The sequence below is a fragment of the Pseudonocardia cypriaca genome (assembly GCF_006717045.1).
In the GTDB taxonomy this organism is placed as follows: Bacteria; Actinomycetota; Actinomycetes; order Mycobacteriales; family Pseudonocardiaceae; genus Pseudonocardia; species Pseudonocardia cypriaca.
Genome location: NZ_VFPH01000001.1, coordinates 828,943 through 853,965 on the forward strand (window position 1 = coordinate 828,943; position 25,023 = coordinate 853,965).

Annotated in this window: 25 protein-coding genes; 12 read left to right on the plus strand and 13 right to left on the minus strand. The window is 72.2% G+C overall.

All coding sequences use genetic code 11. The features are described from left to right. The first annotated feature begins 92 nt into the window (after nucleotides 1–92). Nucleotides 93–1,217 carry a M20/M25/M40 family metallo-hydrolase gene (locus FB388_RS03890; RefSeq protein WP_142096978.1) on the plus strand — a complete coding sequence of 375 codons (1,125 nt, stop codon included), beginning with the start codon at nucleotides 93–95 and terminating at the stop codon, nucleotides 1,215–1,217. 259 nt (nucleotides 1,218–1,476) lie between these two features. On the opposite strand, the gene FB388_RS03895 is transcribed toward FB388_RS03890, so the two are convergent. Next, complete coding sequence (locus FB388_RS03895; protein ID WP_142096981.1) at nucleotides 1,477–2,247, minus strand: IclR family transcriptional regulator; 771 nt, start codon at nucleotides 2,245–2,247, stop codon at nucleotides 1,477–1,479. A gap of 52 nt (nucleotides 2,248–2,299) precedes the next feature. Between FB388_RS03895 and FB388_RS03900 the strand changes: the two genes are divergently transcribed. Together FB388_RS03900 and FB388_RS03905 are read left to right on the plus strand one after the other, a co-directional pair. Further along, on the plus strand, nucleotides 2,300–3,190 hold the full coding sequence (locus tag FB388_RS03900) for an alpha/beta fold hydrolase (protein ID WP_142096984.1): 891 nt from the start codon (nucleotides 2,300–2,302) through the stop codon (nucleotides 3,188–3,190). Continuing rightward, on the plus strand, nucleotides 3,187–3,927 hold the full coding sequence (locus FB388_RS03905) for an SDR family oxidoreductase (RefSeq protein WP_142096987.1): 741 nt from the start codon (nucleotides 3,187–3,189) through the stop codon (nucleotides 3,925–3,927). The genes FB388_RS03900 and FB388_RS03905 overlap by 4 nt, the downstream gene beginning before the upstream one ends. On the opposite strand, the gene FB388_RS03910 is transcribed toward FB388_RS03905, so the two are convergent. From FB388_RS03910 to FB388_RS03945, 8 genes are all read right to left on the minus strand, one after another. Next, on the minus strand, nucleotides 3,902–4,576 hold the full coding sequence (locus tag FB388_RS03910) for a DedA family protein (RefSeq protein ID WP_142096990.1): 675 nt from the start codon (nucleotides 4,574–4,576) through the stop codon (nucleotides 3,902–3,904). The genes FB388_RS03905 and FB388_RS03910 overlap by 26 nt on opposite strands. Before the next feature lie 140 nt (nucleotides 4,577–4,716). Then, on the minus strand, nucleotides 4,717–5,763 hold the full coding sequence (locus FB388_RS03915; RefSeq protein WP_211361989.1) for an IS110 family RNA-guided transposase: 1,047 nt from the start codon (nucleotides 5,761–5,763) through the stop codon (nucleotides 4,717–4,719). 253 nt (nucleotides 5,764–6,016) lie between these two features. Then, nucleotides 6,017–8,476, minus strand: a complete 2,460-nt coding sequence (locus FB388_RS03920) for an ABC transporter permease (RefSeq protein ID WP_142096995.1) — start codon at nucleotides 8,474–8,476, stop codon at nucleotides 6,017–6,019. Then, nucleotides 8,476–8,598, minus strand: a complete 123-nt coding sequence (locus FB388_RS40810; protein WP_281290377.1) for a hypothetical protein — start codon at nucleotides 8,596–8,598, stop codon at nucleotides 8,476–8,478. Before FB388_RS40810 ends, FB388_RS03920 begins: the two co-directional genes overlap by 1 nt. 85 nt (nucleotides 8,599–8,683) lie before the next feature. Continuing rightward, nucleotides 8,684–11,104 carry an ABC transporter permease gene (locus FB388_RS03930; RefSeq protein WP_142096998.1) on the minus strand — a complete coding sequence of 807 codons (2,421 nt, stop codon included), beginning with the start codon at nucleotides 11,102–11,104 and terminating at the stop codon, nucleotides 8,684–8,686. Next, the gene (locus FB388_RS03935; RefSeq protein WP_142102536.1) at nucleotides 11,104–11,808 is read right to left on the minus strand and encodes an ABC transporter ATP-binding protein; all 705 of its coding nucleotides are present in this window, start codon (nucleotides 11,806–11,808) and stop codon (nucleotides 11,104–11,106) included. Before FB388_RS03935 ends, FB388_RS03930 begins: the two co-directional genes overlap by 1 nt. A 5-nt stretch (nucleotides 11,809–11,813) precedes the next feature. Next, complete coding sequence (locus tag FB388_RS03940) at nucleotides 11,814–12,452, minus strand: M15 family metallopeptidase (RefSeq protein WP_246121583.1); 639 nt, start codon at nucleotides 12,450–12,452, stop codon at nucleotides 11,814–11,816. A 287-nt stretch (nucleotides 12,453–12,739) separates the two neighbouring features. Then, nucleotides 12,740–13,186 carry a hypothetical protein gene (locus tag FB388_RS03945; protein WP_142097002.1) on the minus strand — a complete coding sequence of 149 codons (447 nt, stop codon included), beginning with the start codon at nucleotides 13,184–13,186 and terminating at the stop codon, nucleotides 12,740–12,742. A gap of 89 nt (nucleotides 13,187–13,275) precedes the next feature. On the opposite strand from FB388_RS03945, the gene vanR-Sc reads away from it, so the two are divergent. Together vanR-Sc and FB388_RS03955 are read left to right on the plus strand one after the other, a co-directional pair. Next, nucleotides 13,276–13,953, plus strand: a complete 678-nt coding sequence (gene vanR-Sc, locus FB388_RS03950) for a VanSc-type vancomycin resistance response regulator transcription factor VanR (RefSeq protein ID WP_142097004.1) — start codon at nucleotides 13,276–13,278, stop codon at nucleotides 13,951–13,953. 14 nt (nucleotides 13,954–13,967) lie between these two features. Then, on the plus strand, nucleotides 13,968–15,074 hold the full coding sequence (locus FB388_RS03955) for a sensor histidine kinase (RefSeq protein ID WP_142097007.1): 1,107 nt from the start codon (nucleotides 13,968–13,970) through the stop codon (nucleotides 15,072–15,074). A gap of 121 nt (nucleotides 15,075–15,195) precedes the next feature. Here the strand turns inward: FB388_RS03955 and FB388_RS03960 are convergent, their stop codons facing one another. Both FB388_RS03960 and FB388_RS03965 read right to left on the minus strand, forming a co-directional pair. Then, nucleotides 15,196–15,612, minus strand: a complete 417-nt coding sequence (locus tag FB388_RS03960; protein ID WP_142097010.1) for a hypothetical protein — start codon at nucleotides 15,610–15,612, stop codon at nucleotides 15,196–15,198. A 203-nt stretch (nucleotides 15,613–15,815) separates the two neighbouring features. After that, nucleotides 15,816–16,823, minus strand: coding sequence for a LacI family DNA-binding transcriptional regulator (locus FB388_RS03965; protein ID WP_142097013.1), 1,008 nt, complete (start codon nucleotides 16,821–16,823; stop codon nucleotides 15,816–15,818). 90 nt (nucleotides 16,824–16,913) lie between these two features. On the opposite strand from FB388_RS03965, the gene FB388_RS03970 reads away from it, so the two are divergent. The 7 genes from FB388_RS03970 to FB388_RS04000 all read left to right on the plus strand — a co-directional run bounded on the left by FB388_RS03970 (nucleotide 16,914) and on the right by FB388_RS04000 (nucleotide 24,273). Beyond that, entirely contained in the window at nucleotides 16,914–18,218 is a 1,305-nt protein-coding gene (locus FB388_RS03970) for an extracellular solute-binding protein (protein ID WP_142097016.1), read from the plus strand. Then, nucleotides 18,215–19,150: a carbohydrate ABC transporter permease gene (locus tag FB388_RS03975; protein WP_211361753.1), complete on the plus strand. Its 936-nt coding sequence runs from the start codon at nucleotides 18,215–18,217 to the stop codon at nucleotides 19,148–19,150. The genes FB388_RS03970 and FB388_RS03975 overlap by 4 nt, the downstream gene beginning before the upstream one ends. After that, entirely contained in the window at nucleotides 19,147–20,064 is a 918-nt protein-coding gene (locus FB388_RS03980) for a carbohydrate ABC transporter permease (protein WP_142097019.1), read from the plus strand. Before FB388_RS03975 ends, FB388_RS03980 begins: the two co-directional genes overlap by 4 nt. A 19-nt stretch (nucleotides 20,065–20,083) precedes the next feature. Further along, on the plus strand, nucleotides 20,084–21,607 hold the full coding sequence (arfA, locus tag FB388_RS03985; RefSeq protein WP_142097022.1) for an arabinosylfuranosidase ArfA: 1,524 nt from the start codon (nucleotides 20,084–20,086) through the stop codon (nucleotides 21,605–21,607). A gap of 408 nt (nucleotides 21,608–22,015) precedes the next feature. Next, nucleotides 22,016–22,738: a hypothetical protein gene (locus tag FB388_RS03990; RefSeq protein WP_142097025.1), complete on the plus strand. Its 723-nt coding sequence runs from the start codon at nucleotides 22,016–22,018 to the stop codon at nucleotides 22,736–22,738. Nucleotides 22,739–22,888: 150 nt separating this feature from the next. After that, complete coding sequence (locus FB388_RS03995) at nucleotides 22,889–23,662, plus strand: helix-turn-helix transcriptional regulator (RefSeq protein WP_211361754.1); 774 nt, start codon at nucleotides 22,889–22,891, stop codon at nucleotides 23,660–23,662. A gap of 107 nt (nucleotides 23,663–23,769) precedes the next feature. Then, entirely contained in the window at nucleotides 23,770–24,273 is a 504-nt protein-coding gene (locus tag FB388_RS04000; protein ID WP_142097028.1) for a beta-class carbonic anhydrase, read from the plus strand. 21 nt (nucleotides 24,274–24,294) lie between these two features. Here FB388_RS04000 and FB388_RS04005 read toward each other — a convergent pair whose 3' ends face one another. Both FB388_RS04005 and FB388_RS04010 read right to left on the minus strand, forming a co-directional pair. Further along, on the minus strand, nucleotides 24,295–24,624 hold the full coding sequence (locus tag FB388_RS04005) for a hypothetical protein (RefSeq protein WP_142097031.1): 330 nt from the start codon (nucleotides 24,622–24,624) through the stop codon (nucleotides 24,295–24,297). A 74-nt stretch (nucleotides 24,625–24,698) separates the two neighbouring features. Beyond that, complete coding sequence (locus FB388_RS04010; protein ID WP_142097034.1) at nucleotides 24,699–24,977, minus strand: hypothetical protein; 279 nt, start codon at nucleotides 24,975–24,977, stop codon at nucleotides 24,699–24,701. Nucleotides 24,978–25,023: the final 46 nt, after the last annotated feature.

Consider the following 25,023-nt stretch of genomic DNA (forward strand, 5'->3'; position numbering starts at 1 on the left):
CTCCCAACGGTGATACGCAACGTATGTGTGAAGGTCCTACCGGCGCACAAGGGGGATGTCAACACAAGATCGCAAAGATATAGTTCGTATCCATGCCCAACTTCTCCGCTGCCGCAGCCGCTCTCGCCGACGACGCCGTGGCGCGGCTGATCGCGTACGCACGGCACGAGTCACCCACCGGCGACGCGCAGGCGCTGAACGCCTTGGCGGACGTCCTCGAGGAGCGCTACCGGGAGCTGGGCGCGCAGACGGAGCGCGTTGCGCAGGAGACCGGCGACCACCTCGTCGCGCGGTGGGATGGTGCTGCCGACGCCGCGCACGTGCTGCTGCTCGGCCACCACGACACGGTCTGGCCGAGCGGCACGCTCGAGTCCATGCCGGTCACCGAGGAGGACGGCGTGCTGCGCGGCCCCGGCGTCTACGACATGAAGGGCGGGCTGGTCGTCGCCGAGCTGGCCTTCGAGGTCCTGCGGCGGTGTGGTGCCGCCCCGTCGCGGCCGGTGCGCCTCGTCGTCGTGGCCGACGAGGAGGTCGGCAGCCCCACCGCCCGTCCGCTCGTCGAGGCGCACATGGAGGGCGCGGTCGCCGCGCTCGGCCTGGAGTCGCCGCACCCCGGTGGCGCGCTGAAGACCGCGCGCCTCGGCAGCACGCGGGTGCGGATCGAGATCACGGGGCGGGCTGCGCACGCCGCGCTCGACCCGGCGTCGGGGGTGTCGGCCGTCGACGAGCTGATGGACCAGCTGTTCGCGGTCCGCGAGATCATGGCGGCCGAGCCGACCGTGCTGTGCAACGTCGGGACCGTCGGCGGGGGAGGCCGCACCAACGTCGTGCCGGACAGCGCGGCGGCCGACATCGGCCTCCGGTTCACCGACGTCGCCACCCAGGAGCGCGTGCTCGCCGCGCTCGGGCGGCTCAGCCCGGTGCGGGCGGGCGCCGAGGTCGCGGTGCGGACGCTCACCAGCCGGCCGGCCTGGTCCGACCCGGCCGATGACCTGCTCGCCCGGGTGGCGGCGGCCGGCGCCACCGTCGGGCAGGAGGTCACCGGCCGCCCGGCGGCGGGCGGGGCGGACACCAACACCGCAGGCGCCGCCGGCATCCCCACCCTCGACGGCTTCGGCCCGCTCGGCGGCGGCGCCCACGCCCCGGACGAGCGGATCGAGAAGGAGTCACTGGCGGCGCGCGCGGCCTTGCTCGCGGGCGTGCTCAGCACGCTGTGAGTCGCGCTCCGCGATCATGCGTCTGCTCCTCGGCCGGGACGGGTACGCCCGGGACATGGAAACGCCCAGCTTCCCGACGACGACCCCATCCGTCGCCACCGAGCCGCCCGTGCCGCCGACGCCGCCACCCGGACCCGAGCCTGCGCCTCCGATCCCGCCCCCCGACCCCGTACCGGGCCCGGGGCCGGATCCCGCGCCGCCGGTGCCGACGCCCCCGGGGCCCGGCCCGATCGACCCGCACGTGGGGTGATCGCTCCAGTCACCGCGGCCGCGCACCGGTCGGGCGCAGGCGCGTCAGCTCCCGGCTGATCGCGGCGGCCGCGGCGCGGACGGCGGGGGCGGCGGCGGGCACGGTGATGCGGTCCGCCCGCCCGGACAGGCTCAGGGCGGCGACCACCTCGCCGCCGTGCACGACGGGCGCGGCGATCGAGCGGGTGCCGAGCGCGAACTCCTCGTCGTCCACGGCGTAGCGCTGCTCCCGGATCGTGGCGAGCGCGCGCCGCATGGCAGCGGGGTCGGTGATCGAGTGCGGTGTGCGGCGGACGAACCCGCGCTCCGCGCGGACGCGGTCGAGCAGGTCCGGTGGGGCGGAGGCGAGCAGGAGCTTCCCGGAGCCCGTGCAGGTCAGGGGGCGCCGCCCGCCGACGCGGGTGTCCAGCCGCAGGCTGCGCCGCCCGGAGATCTTCTGCAGGTAGACCACGTCGATGCCGTCGAGGACGGCGAGCTGCACGGTCTCGTGGGTGATCTCGTAGAGGTCCTCCATGAAGGGCAGCGCCGCGTCGCGCAGCCCGAGTCCGCGCTGCTCGGCGCGCACGCCCAGCTCGAACAGGCGGATGCCCAGGCCGACCCCGCCCTCGACCGGCTGCAGCAGCCGGGCCCCGACGAGGTCGGCGACGATCCGGTTCGCCGTGGCCTTCGGCAGCCCCGTCCGGTCCGCGATCTCGGTGCGCGACACGACCGGCCCGCCCGCCGCGACCACGTCGAGGATCGTGACGATCCTGCTCAGCATCGACCCGTCGGACCGGCTCACTCAGTGAGCCTATGGCTCCCCGGTCCCGCTAGCGGGCCCTACCTTCCGTCGGGTGGGAACCGAGACGGCCGCCTTCCCGACGATCACCATCGGGTACGAGCTCGACGGGTCCCCGCGCGGAGTCCCCCTGCTGCTCCTGCACGGGTTCCCCGACACCACGGCGACCTGGGACCGGGTCCTCGAACGCCTCCCGCTCGCGGATCTCCTGATCATCCGGCCGCACATCCGCGGGCACGGGCCGACCCGGGTGGCGGCGGGGCAGCCCGTGTCGGCCGAGACCGCGGCGCTGGCCGGCGACGTCGCCGTGCTCGCCGACCACCTGGGCCTCGAGAGCTTCCACCTGGTGGGCAGCGACTGGGGCTGCCGCGCCGCCTACGCGCTGGCCGGCCTCAGCCCGCACCGGGTCCGATCACTGGTCACCCTGGGAACGGGCTACAACGAGGCGACCCCGGTCACCGATCTCTCGCTCGACCAGGTCACGTCGTTCTGGTACCAGTGGCTCTTCCAGACCGAGCACGGGCGGACGCTGCTGCGGGACCGCCGCGTCGATCTCTGCCGCCACCTCTGGCGGACGTGGTCACCGGCCTGGCGCTTCGCCGATCGCGACTTCGCGGCCGTCGCCGAGGCGGTGCGGAACGACCAGTTCGTGGACACGGTGCTGCACTACTACCGCTACCGGTGGGGCAACGCCGCGGTGTCGGAGGAGCACCGGGCGGCGCAGGAGATCGTGGACGCCATGCCGGACATCACGGTGCCGACCACCCACGTCCAGGGTCTCGAGGACCACTGCACCCGGCCCGAGACCGCCGCCCGGTGGGCCGGCCGCGTCACCGCCGCCTACCGCCGGGTGGAGCTCGCGGGCGTGGGCCACTTCCCCCAGCGGGAGGTCCCGGAACAGGTCGCCGCAGAGATCCTCCGCACGATCCGGAGCGCGGAGGGATGACCCTGATCGTCACGGGTGGGGGGAGGGGTATCGGAGCCGCCACCGCCCGGATGGCTGCCTCCCGCGGCTTCGAGGTCGCCGTGAACTACGCGAGGGACGCGGTCGCCGCGGAGCGCGTCGTCGCGGAGATCCGGGACGGCGGTGGCAGGGCCGTCGCGGTGCAGTCCGACGTCTCCGCCGAGGCCGACGTGATCCGGCTGTTCGCAACCGCGGAGCAGGAGCTCGGTCCCGTGCGCGCGCTCGTCAACAACGCAGGCGTCACGGGAGGGTTCTCCCGCGTCGACGAGGTCTCCGCGCGGGTCGTCGAGCGGGTCTTCGCCGTCAACGTCGTCGGCGCGTTCCTGTGCGCGCGGGAGGCGGTCCGCCGGATGTCGACGCTCCGGGGCGGCGCCGGCGGGTCGATCGTCAACGTCTCGTCCCGCGCCGCCCGGCTGGGGGGTCCGGGCGAGTGGGTGCACTACGCGGCGTCCAAGGGTGCCCTCGACAGCCTGACCACCGGCCTGGCCGCCGAGGTGGCGGGCGAGGGCATCCGCGTGAACGGTGTCGCGGCCGGCCTGATCGAGACGGACCTGCACGCCGCCGCGGGCCGGCCCACCCGGGCGCGGGATCTCGCCCCCGGCGTCCCGATGGGTCGTCCGGGGACGCCGGCCGAGGTGGCCGAGGCGATCCTCTGGCTGCTGTCGCCCGCCGCGTCGTACGTGACCGGGGCGATCACCGCGGTATCGGGCGGGCGGTGACCTGCCGCCGGACCCACTGCCACACCACCATCACGACCACGACGCCGAGCGACACCCAGATCCCGTTCGCGGAGATGGTCTCGGCGAGGTCGACGGCCGGCTGCCCGATCGCGTACCCCGCGCCCGTGTAGATGCTCGCGCGGACCAGCGACCCGATGCCGTCGAGCACGAGGAACGTGCGCAGCCGCATCCCGGTCCACCCGGCCGCCGCGTAGACCAGCGACGACGGGACCGGCGTCCACGGCGCCATCGCGACCATCGGCCACATCACCCATGGCCCGAGCGAGCCCGCCCTGCCGGCGAAGCGCATCGCCCACTTGCTCCTCCGCGCGAACTTCCCGACGATGCCCGCGCCCCAGAGCGTGCCCGCCCACCAGAGGACCGCGTCGAACTTCATCATCCCGAGGACCGCCGCGACCACCACGACCACGAGCGGAACCGAACCGACCGCCGCGAACGCGCCCGCCGCGATGATCGACTCCTTCGAGCCCGTGAGGAGCTCGAGCAGCACCGGGTTCGAGCCGATGAGGATCGGCCGCAGGGGCCACATCGCCGTGTAGAAGACGGCCATTCCGGCGATCGCGTACCAGCAGATCAGATCCTCGCGCCGGGGCTTCCCGGCCCAGGGGACCCAGCGGGTGCTCGCCATGATCGCTCCGATCGCTCGCCGTCGAGACCATGTTCGGCGGCGCCCGCGCGGGCGGGTACCGCGATCCGTCACGGTCGACCCGGGCAGATCGCACGGGAGGACCGTGCCGAACGACGGGAGAGCGACGCTCCTATGGTTCGTCAAGCCGTTGCGGCGCCTGATTCGAGCTGCCGGTAGAGCTGGCGGGCGATGTAGCGCTTGAGGCACCGCTTGATGTCGCGGTCGGTCTTGCCCTGGGCTCGGCGACGGTCGGCGTAGGCGCGGGTGTCGGGGTCGTAGCGCAGCCGGGACAGCGCGATGTTGTGCAGGGCCCGGTTGAGTTGGCGGTTGCCGGAGCGGTTGAGCCGATAGCGCACCGTTTTACCCGAGGAGGCTGGGATCGGGGCGGCGCCGGCGAGCATCGCGAACGCGGCATCGTTGCGGCACCGCCGGGAATGCGACCAGGCGGTCAGCACGGTCGCGGCGTTGATCGGGCCGACCCCGGACAGCGTGAGTAGATCCGGTCGCCACGCGCGCACGATTGCTCGGATCGCCCGTTCGTGCTCGTTGGCCTCGGTTTCCAGGGCGCGGACCCGGCGGGCGAGTGCCCGCAGTGTGGACAGGGCGGTGAAGGTGTGCACGTCGGCGCTGGCCGTGGCCGGTCGCAGCCGCGCGGCGGTGGTGAGCATGTCGCGGGTGGTCTGGCCGCGGAACCGGGCCCGGACCGGTTCCGGGGCGGTGATCACCAGTGCGCGCAGCTGGCGTTGGGCGGTGCTGGCCGCGGCGACCGCGGCCCGGCGTGCGGTGAGCAGGATCTGCAGGCCGGCCCGTTCGGGTCCGGTCTTGGGCTGTGCCAGTCGTGTGCGGGCGAGCGCGTCGCGGGCGGCGCGTTCGGCGTCGATCGGGTCAGACTTTGCCCCGGCTCGGCGGGCGGGGCGGACCGGCCGGTCAAGTTCGACGACCAGCTCACCGAGCTGGTCGAGGTGTCGGGCCAGGCCGGCGCCGTAGCCGCCGGTGCCCTCGATCGCCCAGCCGCGCAGCCCGCCGTGGGCCTCGGCCAGCGCGACGAGTTCGGCGTATCCGTCTTCGTCGGCGCTCACCGTGGCGGTGGCCAGCACGGCGCGGGTATCGGTCGCGACCACGGCCGCGGTGTGGGTGTCGGTGTGGGTGTCGACCCCGATGACGAGCTCGACCAGTTCTGCGAGCATGGACAACGCGTTCTCCTGACCTGGAGGGACGTGAGGTCCGGTCCGGATCGGAGTCGGCAGGACTGTGACGGGACACGCCAGCGGCTACTGGCGGTCATGCTCCTGATCAAGCCAGCTACTCCGGCCGGGCCGGTGCCGACAGCAACAGGCGGACAAGTCGGATCAAGGGCATCACGCCAGTCAGGCGAAGAGCCACACCTGCTGCTGTCATCACCAGCCCACTGTCACTGAGCCAGCTTCACCATCCTCACAGTCAGTCGAGGGACAGCCCTTGGGCGGGAGTGACACGGGCGGCCCGGCGTGCCGGGACGACGGAAGCGAGCAGTCCGGCCGAGGCGGCGATGACGACGACGGCGCCGAGCGACTCCCAGGGGATCTGCATGGTGGCGTGGGTCAGGGCCCGCTTCACGAAGGTCTCGTAGCCGACCCAGGCGAACCCGACGCCGATCACGGTGCCGAGCACGGTGGCCACCACCGAGAGCAGCAGGGCCTCGATCGCCAGCATCCGCCGCAGCTGCCCGCGGGTGAGGCCGAGCGCGCGCAGCATCGCGTGCTCGCGGGCGCGTTCGAGCACGGACAACCCCAGGGTGTTCGCGATCCCGATCACGGCGATCGCGACGGAGACGCCGAGCAGGCCGAGCGCCGACCCGGCGAGGAGGTCCCGCTCCCGGTTCGCCGCCGCCTGGGCCTGCAGCCGGTCCTCGAGCTGCAATCCGGCCGCATCGGCCAGCCCGTCCAGGTCGTCGACGAGCTTCAGCGGGTCGGCGCCGTCGGAGGCCCGGAGCCAGATGAGGTGCGGTTCGGGAGCGTCGGTGAGCCGTGCCAGGGTCTCCGGCGCGACCACGCCTGCCTTTCCCCAGCCGGAGAGGGAGATGACCCGCAGCTGGGCTTCGCGGTCGCCGACGCGCACCGTGACCTGGTCACCGGGCCGGATGCTCGGGTCCACGAAGGAGCCCAGGTCGATCCGGATCGTCCCCGGCTCCACCTGGGCGAAGCTCCCGCCGTCGCGGGCCACCTCCGCCGCGTCCGACGTGGTGACGACCGGGAGCGGCGCGTCGAACCCGGAGATCCGGGCCACGGCACCCTCCACGGCGATGGCCTGCTCGACACCGGGAGTGCGACGTACCTGGTCGAGCAGGTCGGTGCCGACCGGCTTCTCGAGCGAGGTGAGTGCGGCGTCGATGGGGTTGTGCCTGCGGTTGACCTCGTCCATCCCCGCGCGCCACGTGGCCATCCCGGTGAGCACGGCTGTCGTCAGGGTGACCCCGACCAGCAGCGCGGCGGTGGTGGTGGCGGTCCGGCGCGGGTTGCGCACGGCGTTCTCGGTCGCGAGTATTCCCCGCGGGCCGAGCAGCGCGCCGGTGACCCGGACCAGGCGGGGGACGAGCACCGGGCCGACCAGCAGCACACCGCTGAACACCGATGCTCCGCCGGCCACCATGAACGGGGTGCTGTCCCCGACCATCGCCGTCCCGAGCAGGACCGGCCCGGTGACCAGCAGCAGCGCGGCGAGCCCCAGCCGCGCCCGGCCGGTGGCGGTGCGCGCGTCGACCGACGCCTGCGGGCGCAGCGCGGCGAGCGGGCTCACCCGTACCACCTGCCGGGTCGGCAGCCAGGACGCGAGCACGGTGACGAGCAGGCCGACGGCGAACCCGCCCAGCAGCCAGGGGACAGGCGGTGCGGGCACGCCCAGCGGGGTGGTGAGGGCGAGGGTGTTGATCAGGGGGAGCAGGCCGTAACCGAGCCCGCCGCCGACCAGTGTTCCGGTAATTGACGCGAGCACCCCGACGGCGGCCGCTTCCCGGCGTACCGAACCCAGTACCTGCCGTCGGGTCGCGCCGACGCAGCGCAGCAGGGCGAAGTCGCGCAGCCGCTGCGCCAACAGGATGGAGAACGTGTTGGCGACGACCAGGACCGAGACCACCAGCGCGACGCCGGCGAACAGCAGCAGCATCAGCGTGATCATGTCCGTGTCGTTGTTGAGCCCGGCCAGGCCGTTCCTGACGTACTCGTCCGCCGACCACACCCTCATGCCTTCCGGGACCGGACCCACCTCTCCGCGCACCGCCACGCTGCCCACGTGCCAGGTGGGGCTGTCGCGCCACTGCAGGTACTGGGGCCAGGTGACGTACATCGAGGCCTGGGTCCAGGTGGTGGGGGACTCGACGAGGCCGACCACTTCCAGGTCGGTGGCGGTGGGGCCCTCGCCGACGCGGATGCGGTCGCCGACCGAGACCTCCTGGGCCTGGGCGTTCCACACGTGCATCACCGCCTCGCCGGTGCGTTCCGGGAAGCGGCCCGAGAAGAGCTTCTGCCAGCGCAGGTCCTCCGAGGCGGCGATCGGCCCGACGGTCGTCTCGCCCCGGAACTCGCCCGAGCCGAGCGGGGCGCCGCCTTCCCGGTGCGCCGGCAGGTCGACCCGGCCCAGCCCGGATGCGTTGTCGCCGAGCCGGTCGATGAGCGCGATCGCGTCCGACAGGTCCAGGGTGTCGGGGCAGCACGGCGGGCCCGGGTCGGGTCCCTCCTCGGGGGCGTCGACCACGTGGTCGGCGCCGCGGTACGGCGCCCCGGAGTTCTCCATGAACCCCGCACGTGCCCCGGAGGTGAGCACGCCGATCACGACGACGAAGGCGACCGAGACGGTCACCGCGATCGCCGCTGCGACGTAGCGGCGGGTGTGGGTGCGCAGGGACGCGAGGAAGACGGTGCGCATCAGGCGATCCGCCCGTCCTGCTGGGTGACCACGCCGTCGGCGCAGGCCGCGTCCCGCTCGTGGGTGACGCCGGCGAGCGTGTGCGCGCGTTCCCGGATCGCGTCGTCGAGCATTCTGGTCACTTCTGCTTCCTCGGATCGTGCGTTGGGTCGGCGTACGACGAAGGGCCTGGTGGGGGCGCATCCAAGGCACCGGCGAACGCCGCCGTCAGTCGAGGGACAGCCCTGCGGCGGGGCTCACCCGGGCGGCCCGGCGTGCCGGCAGGACGGAGGCGAGCAGTCCGGCCGGCGCGGCGGTGAGGACGACGGCGCCCAGAGACGGCCAGGGGACGACCATGGTGGCCCCGGTGAGGGCGCGCTTCACGAACGTCTCGTAGCCGGCCCATGCGAACCCGACGCCGATCACGGTGCCGAGCAGGGTGGCTGTCATCGACAGCAGTACCGCCTCGGTCGCCACCATCCGGTGCAGCTGCCTGCGGGTCAGCCCGAGCGCACGCAGCAGCGCGTGCTCACGGGCGCGTTCGAGGACCGACAGCCCCAGGGTGTTCGCGATCCCGACCAGGGCGATCGCCACGGAGATGCCGAGGAGGCCGAGCGCCGACCAGGCGAGGATGTCCCGCTCCCGGTTGGCGACCGCCTGGGCCTGCAGCCGGTCCTCGAGCTGCACGCCGGCGGCATCGGCCAGCCCGTCCAGGTCGTCGACGAGCGTGAGCGCATCGGCCCCTGCGGAGGCGCGGACCCAGATGACGTGCGGTTCGGGGGCGTCGGTGAGCTGTGCCAGGTCCTCCGGTGCGAGCATGCCGGCCCGGCCCCAGCCGGAGAGGGAGACGACCCGCAGCTCCGCTTCGCGGTCGCCGACGCGAACCGTGACCTGCTCACCGGGCCGGATGGTCGGGTTCGTGAAGACGTCCAGGTCGAGCCGGATCGTCCCGGGCTCCACCTGGGCGAAGGTCCCGCCGTCGCGAGCCACCTGCGGCGCGGCCGACGCCGTGACGACCGGGAGCGGTGCGTCGAACCCGGAGACCTGGGCCACGGCCCCGTCCACGGCGACGGCCTGCTCGACACCGGGGGTGCGCCGTACCCGGTCGAGGAGGTCGGTGGAGACGGGCTCGCCGAGCGAGGCGAGCGTGGCGTCGATGGCGTGATGCCGGTCGCGGACCTCGTCCAGCGCCGCACGCCACGTGGCCGTCCCGGTGAGCACGGCTGTCGTCAGGGTGACGCCGACCAGCAGGGCGGCGGTGGTGGTGGCGGTCCGGCGGGGGTTGCGCACGGCGTTGCGGGTCGCAAGACGTCCGACGGAGCCGAGCAGCGCCCCGGCGATCCGGATCATGCGGGGGACGAGCACCGGCCCGACCAGGAGCACGCCGGCGAACACGGATGCTCCGCCGGCCACCATGAGCGGCGTGCTGTCCCGGACCATCGCCGTCCCGAGCAGCGCCGGCCCGGTGACCAGCAGCAGTGCGGCGAGCGCCGGCCGTACCCGGCCGGTGGCGGTGTGCACGTCGACCGCCGTCTGCTGGCGCAGCGCCGCGAGCGGGCTCACCGCGACCACTCGGCGGGTCGGCAGCCAGGACGCGAGCACGGTGACCAGCAGGCCGACGGTGAGCCCACCCAGCAGCCATGCCACCGGCAGTGCGGGGGCGGCCAACGGGGTGGTGGGGGCGAGGATGTTGATCAGGGGGAGCAGGCCGTAGCCGAGTCCGACGCCCACCAGCGTCCCGGTCAGCGACGCGAGCACCCCGACGGCGGCCGCTTCCCGGCGTACCGAACCCAGCACCTGCCGCCGGGTCGCGCCGACGCAGCGCAGCAGCGCGAAGTCACGCAGGCGCTGCGCGAACAGGATCGAGAACGTGTTCGCGACGACCAGCGCCGAGACGAACAGCGCGACCCCGGCGAACAACAGACCCAGCAGCGCCATGAAGTCCACACCGTTGTTGAGCGCCGCGAGGCTCTCCCCGATGTACTCGTCGACCGGCTGCACCGTCAGGTCGTCCGGGAGCGGCCCCACCTCCCCGCGCACCGCCACCTGCACGCGGAAGGTGGGGTCGTCGCGCCACTGCAGGTACTGCGGCCAGGTGACGTAGACGGAGGCCTGGGTCCAGGTGGAGGGCGACTCCACGAGCCCGATCACTTGGAGGTCGACGGCGGTGGGCCCCTCGCCGACCCGGATCCGGTCGCCGACCGCGACCTCCTGGGCCCGGGCGTCCCACACGTGCATCACCGCCTCCCCCGTGCCTGCGGGGAAGCGGCCCGAGACGAGCTCCTGCCAGCGCAGGTCCTCCGAGGCGGCGATCGGCCCCACGGTGGTCTCGCCCCGCACGTCGCCCACGCCGAGTGGGGCGCCGTCCTCGGTGTGCGCCGGCAGGTAGGCCCGGCCGAGCGCGGACGCGTCGTCCCCGAGGCGGTCGACGAGCGCGATCACGTCCGACTCCGGTCCGTCCTCGGGGGGATCGACCACGTAGTCGGCGCCGCGGTAGGGCGACCCGGACGTCTCCATGAGTCCGGCGCGTGCCCCGGAGGCGAGCACGCCGATCACGACGACGAAGGCGACCGAGACGGTCACCGCGATCGCCGCCGCCACGTACCGGAGGACGTGGATGCGCAGGGAGGCGAGGAAGACGGTGCGCATCAGACGATCAGGCCGTCCTGCATGGTGACCACGTCGTCGGCGTAGCTCGCCGCGTCCCGGTCGTGGGTGACCATCACGACGGTCTGTCCGAGCTCGCGCACCGAGCGTCGCAGGTGCTCCAGGACCTCGGCGGAGGTGGTGCTGTCCAGGTTGCCGGTGGGCTCGTCGGCGAACAGCAGGTCCGGCTGGGTGACCAGGGCGCGGGCGATCGCGACCCGCTGCTGCTGGCCGCCGGACAGCTCGGCGGGCCGGTGGCCGAGCCGGTCGGCGACGCCGAGGGTCTCGGCGAGCGTGCGCGCGCGCTCCCGGGTCGCGTCGTCGATCCGTGCACCGTCCAGCTCCAGCGGGAGCAGGATGTTCTGCTCCGCGGTGAGCATCGGCAGCAGGTTGAACGACTGGAACACGAAGCCGACGTGCTTGCGGCGGAAGGTCGTGAGCGTGTCGTCGTCGAGTGCTCCGAGCTCGGTGCCGGCCACGGTGACGGTGCCACCGCTGGCCTGGTCGAGCCCGGCCAGGCAGTGCATGAGGGTGGACTTGCCCGACCCGCTCGGCCCCATGATCGCGGTGAACCTGCCGCGCGGCAGGTCGAGGTCGACGCCGCGCAGGGCGTGCACCTCGGTGTCGCCCCGGCCGTAGGTCTTGGTCAGGCTCCGCGCGCTGGCCGCCAGCGTCGGCTGAGGGGCGGGCGGGGGGTTGCCGAGCATTCTGGTCACTTCTGCATCCTCGGATCGTGCGTGGGGTCGGCGTACATGCGCGGGCAACCGCCGTCGGCGGCGTCGGGGCGCAGCTCGAAGTGCCAGGGTTCGTTGCGGTAGATCTGGCACAGCCCGTACTCGGCGCCGTGCTCGGACAGCCACGCCGCGGCATCGGACTTGCCGATGTCGACCGCGTCCCCCGACACGTGGGGTGACGTGTCCGCGGTGGCCACCCACCGGGCGGCCTCCTTCTCCGAGCCGTACTCGGCGAGGGCCTCGCGAAGCAGTTGGTTCTGGTAGGCAGGGGAACGCCAGCCGCTGTTGACGTAGAACGTGACCCCGTTGCGCGCAGCAGCCTTCGCGGCCCGGCGGACGGCCTTGAGCAGAGCCGGATCCAGCTCGGCCACGGCCGCGAACTCGTCGTCCGAGACCGTCACGCCGTCGGGGACGACACCGTCGGCCTTCCCCACAGCACCACGGCCGTCACCGGGTCGGACGTCGCTGCCCGGGGTGTCGTCTCCCTGCCGGGCCGCTGTCGCCGGACTCGTTGCGGGAACGGAACCCCCGCGGGCATCGCGGGTGGCCGCCGAGGACGAGGCCGCCCACGACTGGTAACCGACGGCCCCGACGATCGCGGTGATGACCACCGCCACGGCGACGAGGATCGTAGATCGAGTGGGGCGGCCTGCTGTTCGCGCTGGTGCGCGGTGGGACACGCCGCCGGCCGGCGCAGCGTGGTGGTGCCGGGACGGAGGTGGTTCCCGGTAGGCAGGCGACACGCGTCGGCCGGTGGGATCGGGAGCCCGCCTGTACCGGTCGTCGAGGACGCGCCCCGCCTGGTGGCGGCCCACCGGGATGGGTTGCGTCGGGAAGCGATCGTCGAACGCAGCGTCGTAACGGGCTGCTGAGACCGGGTAGGCGGCTGCGGCCGGCGCCCGGGTCATCCTCCGCTCCCCGGCTCCCGGACGCGGTCCCCGGGCTGGAGCTCGTCGCACTTCGCGCTCGCGGACTCCATGTCCGGGTCGTCGCCGTAGTACAGGATGTGCCCGTTGGCGTCGGGGTCCGGGAAGTCCTCCACGCCGTTCTCACGCATGCACTCGGCGGACTCGCGGCGTTCCTCCAGCTCGGCGGGACTCGGCGTGGCTCCCGCGGCGGCGCTCTGATCGTCACCGGTCTCGGTGCTCGAGCTGCCCGCCGTGGCGGACTTCTCGCCGCCACCGCTGCCGGTCCCGGCGGGCGTGTTCGAGCAGCCCGTGCCGATCAGGGCGACCAGGGCGACGGCGGCCACCAGCCGTCCGGACGGCGCCACGCGCAGTACCGCGGGGGTGCCGGTGGCCGAGACCGCCAGGGACCGGGCTGCTGCTCGTGCTGGTGCGCTGTGGGTCATGCCCGCAGTCAAGGCACCGCGGTGTTGCCAGCACGTATCCGGTTCTCGATATGCCGGCGATATGCGCGGGCTCGTAGCATCGAGAGCTTGTGCGCGTGTTGATCGTCGAGGACGAGCCGTACCTGGCAGAAGCGATCCGCGACGGCCTGCGCCTTGAGGCGATCGCGGCCGACGTCGCCGGTGACGGTGACACCGCTCTGGAGCTGCTGAGCATCAACGCCTACGACATCGCCGTCCTCGACCGCGACATCCCCGGGCCTTCCGGCGACGAGATCGCGCGGCGCATCGTCGCCTCCGGCAGCGGCATGCCGATCCTCATGCTCACCGCCGCCGACCGGCTCGACGACAAGGCCTCCGGGTTCGGACTCGGCGCCGACGACTACCTCACCAAGCCGTTCGACATGCGCGAGCTCGTCCTCCGGCTCAGGGCACTCGACCGCAGGCGTGCGCACAGCAGACCACCCGTGCGGGAGATCGCGGGCCTGCGGGTGGATCCGTTCCGCCGCGAGGTGTACCGCGACGGCCGCTACGTCCCGCTCACCCGCAAGCAGTTCGCCGTGCTCGAGGTCCTCGTCGCTGCCGAGGGTGGTGTCGTCAGCGCCGAGGAGCTCCTGGAACGCGCGTGGGACGAGAACGCCGACCCGTTCACCAACGCCGTGCGCATCACCGTCTCGGCACTGCGCAAACGCCTCGGCGAACCCGCGATCATCGCCACCGTGGCCGGCGTCGGCTACCGCATCGAGACGGCAGCGGGCGCCCGGTCGTGAGCGAGGAGGAGACCGTGGACCGGCGGCCCGGGTTGAGCGTTCGCCTCAAGCTCACCCTCAGCTACGCCGGGTTCCTCATGCTCGCAGGTGCCCTGCTGCTCGCGGCGGTGTGGGTGTTCCTGCTGCGCGGAACGCCCACCAGCTACTCCTTCCCCGACCTCTCCAACCTCCCGCTCGTCTTCCAGCGAGGCTCCTTCGGTCCGGCCGTCTTCGGCCCGGCGGCGGTCGTGGTGATGGCATTCCTGCTGGTGTTCGGTCTCGCGGGAGGGTGGGTCCTCGCCGGCCGCATGCTCGCCCCGCTGACCCGCGTCACGAACGCCACCCGCATGGCCGCGAACGGGTCGCTCTCCCACCGGATCCGGCTACCGGGCCGCAGTGACGAGTTCCGCGAGCTCGCCGACGCCTTCGACAGCATGCTCGCGCAGCTCGAAGCGCACGTCGCCGAACAGCAGAGGTTCGCGGCGAACGCCTCTCACGAGCTGCGCACCCCGCTGGCGATCTCGAAGGCGCTCCTCGACGTGGCCCGCACCGATCCGGACCACGACACCGGCGAGCTCGTCGACCGGCTCCACGCCGTCAACACCCGGGCGATCGACCTCACGGAGGCACTGCTCCTGCTCAGCCGCGCCGACCGGCGGTCCTTCACCCGAGAACCCGTCGACCTGTCCCTCGTCGCGGAAGAAGCCGCCGAGACGCTCCTCCCCCTCGCGGAGAAGCGCGGCGTCACCATCGAGACCTCCGGCGACTTCACTCCCATGATCGGATCGCAACCGCTCCTGCTGCAGCTGGCCACGAACCTCGTGCACAACGCGATCGTCCACAACCTGCCGGCGAACGGTCATGTGTGGGTCGCCACCAGCGTCCGTACCCGGACCGTGGTGCTCACCGTCGAGAACACCGGCGAGAAGCTCACGCACGAGCTGGTCTCGACGCTCACCGAACCCTTCCAGCGCGGCGCCGAACGCATCAGCACCGACCACGCAGGCGTCGGGCTCGGCCTGGCGATCGTCAAGAGCATCACGCAGGCGCACGGGGGAACCCTCACCCTCGCTGCCCGGGCCGCCGGCGGGCTCCGCATCACGGTGAAGCTGCCGGCCGCACCACCGCACACCGGCGGATGACGGTCAGGGGCCGAGCTTCGTCACGGCGGAGGGAGTCGGCACCTGCGGAAGCTCGCGGCGCGCGCACGACAGCGGCGCCGGACCCGAAGGTCCGGCGCCGCTGTGGAGTCAGATCCGAAGATCAGTCGTCGATCGAGGCGCTGTCACCCGACTCGGCGGCCGCGGTGCAGCTGTCGTCGATCGTGTTGTCGTTGTCCGACTCGTCGCCCGACTCGTCGTCCGAGTCGCCGGAGTCGGCGTCCGTGTCGGAGCTACCGAGCAGGCCGAGGCCGGCCGCACCGGTCAGGTCGAGCAGGACGTGCGTGCCGTTGAGCGGCACCTGGACACCCAGGACGTTGATCGGAACCTGGTTGTCGCAGACGTTGACCGGAACGGCGACGTTGTTGCCGGCCAGGTTGATCAGGCCCTCGTTGGACTGGTCGACGGAGCTGACGCCGTCGATCTTGCTGCCGTGGTCGTCGCCCGCGAAGGCGAGGGGGCTGACCGCGAGCAGACCGGCCGCGGCGGTGGCCACGATGATTCCAGCCTTCTTCAGCACAGTTGTCTCCTGGTGAGTGTTCGGATTCGGCCGGAGCCGGTCCAATTCAGAGTCGGCGGCGATGAGCGGGGAGCCCGCACCGACTGCGGAGAAACCTAATGCGTCGCGCTCGGCCCGAACAAATTCCTTACCACTATCTGATGAATCGACTGCGTTGCGTTTGGTTACGCACTCTTTCGGGGGAATATGCGGATCGACGCGAATTACGCGCTCTCCCGGACCACCAGCCGGTGCGGGGCCGTGAGCTGGCGGGGTGGGAGGCCCGGGTCGGCCAGCCGGGACGTGGCCATCTCCAGCGCCGACTCCGCCACGAACGCCCTGTCGATCGCGACGGTGGTGAGCGCCGGGGTCGTGAAGCGGGCCTCCGGCACGTCGTCGATGCCCACGACCGCCACGTCGTCGGGCACCCGGCGGCCGTGGCGGTGCAGCGCGCTGAGCGCGCCGATGGCGAGCACGTCGTTCGCGGCGAAGACGGCGTCGACGTCCGGGTGCTCGGCGAGCAGCGCGTCGACGGCATCCGCGCCGGGTTCGCGGTTCCACTCGCGAACGTCTCGGATCAGCGCGCGGTCGACCGGCAGCCCGGCCGCGCGCAGTGCCTGCGTGTAGCCGAGCATCCGCTGCTGCATCACCGGCAACGGCCGGGCCTTCTTGTACCCGATCATCGCGATGCGCCGTCTGCCCGCGGCTGCGAGGTGGGATGTGGCCAAGCGGCCGATCTCGACGCTGGCGATGGTCACGTGGTCGACCGCGGCCCCACCGCCGTGCTCCCCGATCAGCACCATCGGCGTGTCGTGACGCGGCGCCTCCAGCTCCGACGGGGGCATCGAGAGCGGGCTGAAGATCAGCGCGTCGGCGAACCGCACGGGGAAGCCTGCGGCCACCTCGCGCTCGCGTTCGATGTCGCCGTCGGTCTGCTCGACGACGACCGTCAGCCCCCGCTCGCGGGCCGCGCGCACGAGCAGGGCCGCCAGGTCGGCGAAGTAGGGCACGTCGATGTGGGGGACGGCGAGCGCGATCGCGCCGGTGCGTCCCCTGCGCAGCTGCCGGCCGACCGCCTGCGGGCGGTAGCCGAGCTCCTCGACGTACCGCTGTACGAGGGCGCGGGTCTCGGGCCGGACGTGCACGTAGTCGTTCACGACGTTGGACACGGTCTTCGGCGACACGCCGGCGGCGATCGCCACGTCCCGCATCGTCACCGGTCGTCGCTGCATCACCACACCTGCAGTCTCCCCAATCCTCCCCCTTGACAGGCAAGCGCCTTCCGACGAGGGTTTTACCACGATGTAAAGGGGGAGTGGTCGATGACGACCTCGTACCGCCTCTCGCGCCGCACCCTGCTGCGCGCAACGGCCGCCGCAGGCGGCGCCGCCCTCCTGTCCTCGTGTGCGCGGGGCTCGGGGGAGGCCGTCGACCTGGCGTACTGGAACTTCTTCGGAGGCAGCGACGGCAAGCTCATGGTGGAACTCGTCAACCGCTTCCGGGCGGAGGCGCCGAACGTCCGGGTCATCGACACGACCCTCATGTGGGGCCCGCCGTACTACACGAAGCTCGCGATGGCGTGTGCCGGCGGCCGGGCGCCCGACCTCGCCACGATGCACGGGTCCCGGCTGTCGACGTTCGGCCGTGACCTGCTCGACGAGTGGGACCTCGACGAGCTCGCCGCGCGCGGCGTCTCGCTGGACGAGTTCCCGCAGCCCGTCCTGGACCGGGTGCTGGTCGATGGCCGGCTGATGGCGCTGCCGCTCGACACCCACCCGCTCGTCCTCTACTACAACACCGACATCTGCGAGAAGGCCGGGCTGCTCGCCCCGGACGGCACGCTGGCGCCGATCCACGGTGCGGAGCAGATGCTCGACGCGGGGCGGCGGGCAGCCGAGGTCACCGGTGCCATCGGCATCGCGCTCGGCTCGCTCCACGAAGCGCACATCTGGATGCCGTTCTGGTCGGCGTACCGCCAGCTCGGCGGGCAGATGCGGCTGCCGGACGGTGGCCCGGCCGAGGTGGACCGGGACGCGATGGTCGGTGCGATGACGTTCTTGCGCGACCTGTGCGACGGCACCATCTGCTCACCGAGCCTCGACGGCCAGTCCTCGCCCGCCGCGTTCGCCAGCCAGCAGGCCGGGTTCCTGTTCGTGGGCCCGTGGGAGGTGACCTCGGCGCGCACGGCCGGGATCCCGTTCTCGATGACGCAGTTCCCCGCGCTCTTCGGCGACACCCCGTACGTGCGGGCCGACAGCCACAGCTTCGTGCTGCCGGCGCAGGCCCAGGTCGATCCGGCGGCGCGCAGCGCCGCCTACGACATGGCGGTGTCGATGCTGCGCAACAGCCTCGCCTGGGCGGCGGGCGGCGGCCACATCCCGGCGCTGTCCGCGGTGGCCGACAGCCCCGAGTACCTGGCCGAGAAACCGGTGTCGAACTATCGGGAGGCGGCGCAGGTGGTGGAGTTCGACCCGGAGGCCTACTTCTCCGGATCCGGATCGACGTTGATGGCGCGGGCCGGGCAGAGCCTGCAGGGCGTCACGGGGCGGTCGCTCACGCCCGAGCAGGGGGCCGACGACCTGATCGGCTGGCTCGACGACCAGCTCACCTTGGGGAACCCGCTGTGAGCGCCGGGACGGTCGCGGCGCCGGGTCGCGTCGAGCAGCCCACCGCCCCGCGGCGAGGGCCGAGCCTCGTGGGCGGGCGCGGCGGGATCTGGTTCGTCCTGCCGTTCATGGCGGTCTACGCCGCGTTCGTGCTGTGGCCGCTGCTCTACGGCCTCGGCATGAGCTTCTTCGACACCAGCCTGGTGCGGGCCGAGTCGCGGTTCGTCGGGTTCGACAACTACGTCCGCCTGTTCGCCGACGCCGAGGTCTGGCGCACGCTGGGCATCACGCTCCTGTTCACGATCGGCAGCACGATCCCGCTGGTCGTGATCGCGCTGGTGATGGCGCTGCTCGTGCAGACCGGGGCGCGGGGGCAGTGGTTCTGGCGCTTCGTGTACTTCGCACCGTTCCTGCTGCCGGTGGCCACGGTCGTGCTGATCTGGCAGTGGCTGTTCTCCGGCGACTACGGCCTGCTCAACGCGGCGCTGACGGGGATCGGACTGCCCGAGGTGGGGTGGCTCACCGATCCGGCCGTGGGCCTGTGGTCGGTCGTCCTGCTCACGGTCTGGTGGACGATCGGCTTCAACTTCCTGCTCTACCTCGCCGCGCTGCAGGCCATCCCGGCGCAGCTGTACGAGGCCGCGGAGATCGACGGCGCGGGCGGATGGCGCCGGCTGTTCGGGATCACGCTCCCGCTGCTGAACCGCACCACCGGGCTGGTGGTCGTGCTGCAGGTGCTGGCCTCGCTCAAGCTGTTCGACCAGGCTTACATCCTGTTCAGGGCCAACGGGGGGCCGGGCGGGTCGGCGACGCCGATCCTGCAGTACATCTACGACACCGGGTTCACCGACTACCGCCTGGGGTACGCGTCGGCCATCTCCTACGTGTTCTTCGTGCTGATCATCCTGATCGCCCTCGTCCAGGCCCGGCTCAGCCGCAGGAGTGAAGCGTGACCACCGCGCCCGACACCGCGAATCCCGCCACCGCCCCCGTCCTGCCCCGAGCCCGGTCGCGGGCCGCCGAGCCGACGGACATCCGGCGCTACACCCCGCTCGCACGGGCGGGGATCATCACCGCGCTCGCGGTGCTGGCCGTGCTCTGGCTGGCCCCGCTCTTCTGGGCAGTGGTCACGTCCCTCAAGCAGGAGGCCGACACCACCGTCGTGCCCCTCGAGGTCGTGCCCGACCGCGGGTTCACCCTCCAGGCCTACGCTTCGGTGCTCGCCAACGGGAACCTCGTCACCTGGTTCGTCAACAGCACGGTGGTCACGGTGGTGATCACGGTGCTCACCGTCGCGCTGTCCGCCGCCGCGGCCTACGGGTTCTCGCGCACCCGCTTCCGCGGCCGCAACGTGCTGTTCGCGCTGACGATCGCCGGGATCATGGTGCCGCCGCAGATCCTGATCGTGCCGCTGTACCGGCAGATGCTCGCGATGGGTCTCGCCGACACCTACGCCGGGATCATCCTGCCCCAGCTGGTGCTGCCGGCGATGGTATTCATCCTCAAGAAGTTCTTCGACGGCATCCCGCACGAGCTGGAGGAGGCCGCCCGCGTGGACGGTGCCGGCCAGCTGCGGATCTTCCTGCAGATCGTGCTCCCGCTGTCGCGGTCGATCCTCGCCGCCGTCTCGATCTTCGTGTTCATCCACGCGTGGAACAACTTCCTCTGGCCGTTCATCATCACCTCCGACCCCGGCCTGATGACGCTCCCGGTGGGGCTCGTGCAGGTGCAGAGTGCCTTCGGGGTGAGATACGCCCAGGTGATGGCCTCGGCGATCCTGGCTGGACTGCCGCTGATCGTCGTGTTCATGCTGTTCCAGCGCCAGATCATCCGCGGGGTCGCCACCACCGGCCTCGGCGGAACGTAGGACCCGAGGAAGGAATCACTTGCCCCGCGCACGCCTGACCATCGACCCCGACTTCACGATCGCCCCGGTTCCCCGGCGCCTGTTCGGCTCGTTCGTCGAGCACATGGGCCGCTGCGTCTACACCGGCATCTACGAGCCCGGCCACCCCAAGGCCGACGCCGACGGACTGCGCACCGACGTGCTCGACCTGGTGCGGGAGCTCGGCCCCACCGTCGTGCGCTACCCGGGCGGCAACTTCGTCTCCGGCTACTACTGGGAGGACGGCGTCGGCCCGAAGGAGCAGCGGCCGCGGCGGCTCGACCGGGCGTGGCGGTCGATCGAGACCAACGAGTTCGGCCTCGGCGAGTTCGCCCGCTGGGCGAAGGCCGCGGGCACCGAACCGATGATGGCGATCAACCTCGGCACCCGAGGCATCCAGGAGGCCTGCGACATCCTGGAGTACGCCAACCACCCCGGCGGCACGAAGTACTCCGACCTGCGCCGCGCCCACGGCAACGCCGACCCGTTCGACATCAAGCTGTGGTGCCTCGGCAACGAGATGGACGGCCCGTGGCAGGTCGGGCACAAGACCGCCGCCGAGTACGGGCGCCTGGCCGCCGAGACGGCCCGGGCCATGCGGCTGGTCGACCCGACCATCGAGCTCGTGGCCTGCGGCAGCTCCAACCGCCACATGCCGACGTTCGGCGAGTGGGAGCGGGTGGTGCTCGAGGAGACCTACGACCAGGTCGACTACATCTCCGCCCACGCCTACTACCAGGAGCACGACCACCCGGGCGACTTCCTCGCCTGCGCCCGGGACATGGACCTGTTCATCGAGTCGGTCGTCGCCACCGCCGACGCCGTGCGCGCCCGCGGCAAGCACCGCAAGCACATCGACATCTCCTTCGACGAGTGGAACGTCTGGTACCAGACGCGCCACCGCGAGTCGGCGATCGCCAAGGGCGAGAGCGAGTGGGAGGTCGCGCCGCGGGTCATCGAGGACGAGTACTCGATCACCGACGCCGTGGTCGTCGGCACCCTGCTCAACTCGCTGCTCCGCCACGGCGACCGGGTCACGGTGGCCTGCCAGGCGCAGCTGGTGAACGTGATCGGCCTGCTGCGCAGCGAGCCGGGCGGCCCGGCCTGGAAGCAGACGATCGCGCACCCGTTCGAGCAGGTCCGGCGCCGGGCGGCGGGGGAGATCCTGGACGTCCGGGTCCGCAGCGACCGCTACGAGACGCCCCGCTTCGGCGACGTCGACCTGGTCGACGCCTCCGGCACCTGGGACGCCGAGAACGGCGTCGTCGCGCTGTTCCTGGCCAACCGCGACCAGACCGAGGCGGCCACCGTGGAGGTCGGCGTGCGCGGCTTCGGCGAGCTGCGCGTGCAGCACGCCGCGGTGCTCGCCGCGGCGGAGGGGCAGGATCGCCACACCAACAACGACGAGCAGCACCCCGACCGCGTGGGCCTCCGCCCGCTCGACGGCGTCGAGGTCGCGGACGGGCAGGCCACCGTCACCCTGCCGCCGCTGTCGTGGGCCGTGGTGCAGCTGGCCCGCGCCTGAGCGATCGGACGAACGGCACTCTCGTCCTGCTTCATCGGGCGAGAGCGCCGTTCGTACCGATGCGCGCGAGTCGGTGGGATTGGCGCGATCCTCGACCGCGCCCCGCCTTGATCGCTCGGTGCTGCACACGCCCTGGCCCCGCTCGCCCTCACAGCTTCACCACCGGGACTCGCGTAGCGCGTTCTCGCAACGCTCGCGAGATCACGGTTTGCGCCCTCGCCAGGGCGATCGTCGCCATTTCGGGCCGATCAGACGAGAGTGCTGTTCGTACAGGACAGAGCGATGCTCTGCCGCTCTGATACGCACCGCTCCTACGCACTTTCCGCCATAGGCGGGCGGGGCGGGCGCCGTTCTACTGGGCGGGCCGGCGCCGCTCATGGGCGCCGCGGAGTCGGAGGGACAACCGACATGACCGTGACCGACAGGCCGAGCACCGAACGGGAACTGACACCGACGGAGCTGCCGGCCGCCGAGAAGGCCCACCAGTGGGCCGAGTCCCAGGTCGTCAAGATGCAGGCCAGGAGCGACCAGAGGTTGATGGACCTCACCGCGGACCGGGCCACGCGCGGCGCCGCCACGAACGGAGCGGTCGCCCTCGGCCAGCCCATCGTCAACGACTACGTCGCGTTCGACGTCGCGTGCACGTCGCCGATCCAGTTCGAGGGGCTGCCCCCGTACCGGCCGGGCAAGGTCATCGCGGGCGGTGAGGAGGCCTTCATCGTCGCGTTCCTGTGGGTCAACCCGGTCGTCAGCGTGATCGACGGGTTCGCGGTACCGCCCACGGTGCAGCTCGCCGGCCGCAGGTTCCGCGTGGCGCTGCACGAGCTGAACATCACCGAAGCGACGGTGGGCACCAACGTGGTGAACCCGCTGCAGCCGGCGACGTTCGGCACGCCCGCGGCTTCGCTGACCCCCTTCGTGTTCAGGATCCGCCCGCCCGACCCGGGTCCGAACCCGAAGTTGTTCGAGGCGAACATCACCGTGGACGTCGACCGGTTCGCCCAGCCATACGCGGCCTTCGCGACGAACTTCTTCGACGTCGACGACGACCCGGGGTTCCTCTTCGTGCCCTCCTCCCAGGCGGGGTTCCGGCACCTGCTCCCGAACCGCTACCTCGTCTACTCGGAGTAGCCGACGATCCCCGTGCCGCCGGTCGGTCGTGTCCCGCCGGCGGCACGGAGCCACGAGGCAGGGCCAGTCGAGTGGTTCTGGCAACGCCTCGTAGCTATTCGGTCACATGCCTCCTCCTGTCCGCGAGAGCGATCCGCGGGAGGGGGACTCATGGCGCCGCGGAAGGAGCACGACTGGCTGGAGCTCGTGGCGACGCTGTTCGCCGCTCCGCTACTCGAACTGCCGGACGAGCAGATCGCCCTGCAGATGTGCGCATCGTTCGGCCTCGTGGCGTGTTCCTTCAACGAGACGGCGCCGGACGGCGTCGGAGGGGTACGGCTCTGGCCCGCCGACGAGCAGCTCGGCGGCCTGCGCGGGGAGATGGAGCGGTGGACGGCCGAACGCGCCCCCCGCGAACACCCGTTGCTGCGCTACTACCTGCGTACCGGGCGCCGCGAGCCGCTGCAGGTGGCCGACGTCCCGCAGGCGATAGCGGGCGCTCGGGTCCGCGCGAACTGGTCGGCCGTCGGACGCGCGATCGGTAGCCCGAACCAGCTCGCGCTCCCGCTCCGGCTCGGCCCGGACGGGCACCGGGCGTTCGTCCTCGGCCGCTCCGACGTGTTCACGCCGGGCGAGCTCCGGCTCGGGCAGCTGCTGTGGCAACTGCTCACGGCGCTCGACCGGCAGGTCCAGGAGTACGCCCGGCTGACGCCCGAGGTGGATGTCGTGTCCGGCCTGCGGCTCACGCCACGCGAGGTCGCGGTGCTCGGGCTGCTCGTGGAGGGCCTCACCGCTGCGGCCATCGGCCGACGACTCGGTATCGCTGAGCGGACCGTGCAGAAGCACCTCGAGCACGCCTACGGCAAGCTCGGTGTGGCCGACCGGCTCACGGCCGTGCTCCGCGCCCAGCACCTCGGTCTGCTGCCCGCCCTGTCCCGGACGTGAGTTCGGTGGCGCCGTCGGTGGGCGCCCGGCAGCGGCGTGCGTGAGATCGCACGCAATCCGGCCGCGTCGACCCGGCCGACCGGGGCGCGGCGTGGTTAGTTGTCGCTGTGAGTGCCGAAGAACTGATCAAGCGGTACGAGGCAGGCGGCGGGCGGCTCGCGGCGGCGAGCGCGGAAGGGCTGGCGGTCCCGCCCTCGCTGCACACGGCCATCGTGACCTGCATGGACTCGCGGATCGACGTGTTCGCCCTCTTCGGGATGAACATCGGCGAGACGCACGTGCTGCGCAACGCGGGTGGAGTGGTCACCGACGATGTGGTCCGCTCCCTGACGATCAGCCAGCGGAAGCTGGGGACGCGCGACGTGCTGCTCGTCCAGCACAACGGCTGCGGGCTCGCGACGTTCACCGACGACGAGTTCTGCGAGGAGCTGGCGGCGGAGACCGGGATGCGGCCGTCGTGGCGCACACACGCGTTCCGGGACCCTGCACAGAGCGTGCGGCGCGACGTCACCCAGCTGCGTCACGACCCCTTCCTGCACCCGGACACCCGCGTGCGCGGGTTCGTGCTCGACATCCACGCCGGGGTCCTCGAAGAGGTCATCGTCGACTGACGGGGTCGACTGACGGGTCGATCAGGCCTTCTCGCACCGGATCGTGATCTCGAGGATCTCGGTCTCCCCGGTGAACTCCGGCCGCACCTGCACCCCGGTGCCGTCGGCCTTCTCCCACCACTCGGCGACGAGGTCCTCGTCGTTGACCCGCCAGTCCGTCATCTGGTCGTCGTTGTGGCAGGTGCTCTCGACGACGTCGTCCTCGACGTGGGGCACGATCCGCGGGTCGCCGTGGGAGTAGGTGAGCTTCCACGAGCGGCTCACCATGTAGGTGTCCCCGTCGGCTGCGGCCGGCGCGGAACCGAGCAACAACGAGCCGGCGGCGACGAGCAGCGCGACGATCGTCCGCATTGCCACCATCCCCGCTCGGTGTCCTACCAGGACTACCCGATTGTGGTCGCGATTACAGCAGGTGAGAAGCCGGTCTAGCGGAAGGATGTCCCCGGCGTCGCCGGAGCGGGCGGCGACTCGTCGCCCGTCACCGCGCTCCCCGTGCCGATCAGGACGAACGCGGCGACGGCAACGGCGACCGCGATCGCGGCGACCGTCCACTCACCGCGCGTGACCCGGCCGGGTGCGCCGGTCGGGTCGCCCGCGGCCGCGTCGAGCTCGTCGGGCGCGGGCGGGCCGCTCCGTTGGGCCGGGACGTGCACCCAGTGCTTCGGCGCCCCGGACCAGTGCTGGTAGGGGTCGGGCGTGGCCACGTCGGCTCCTTCTTTCGGCGCTCGGTCGGATGCTGTTGTACGCATC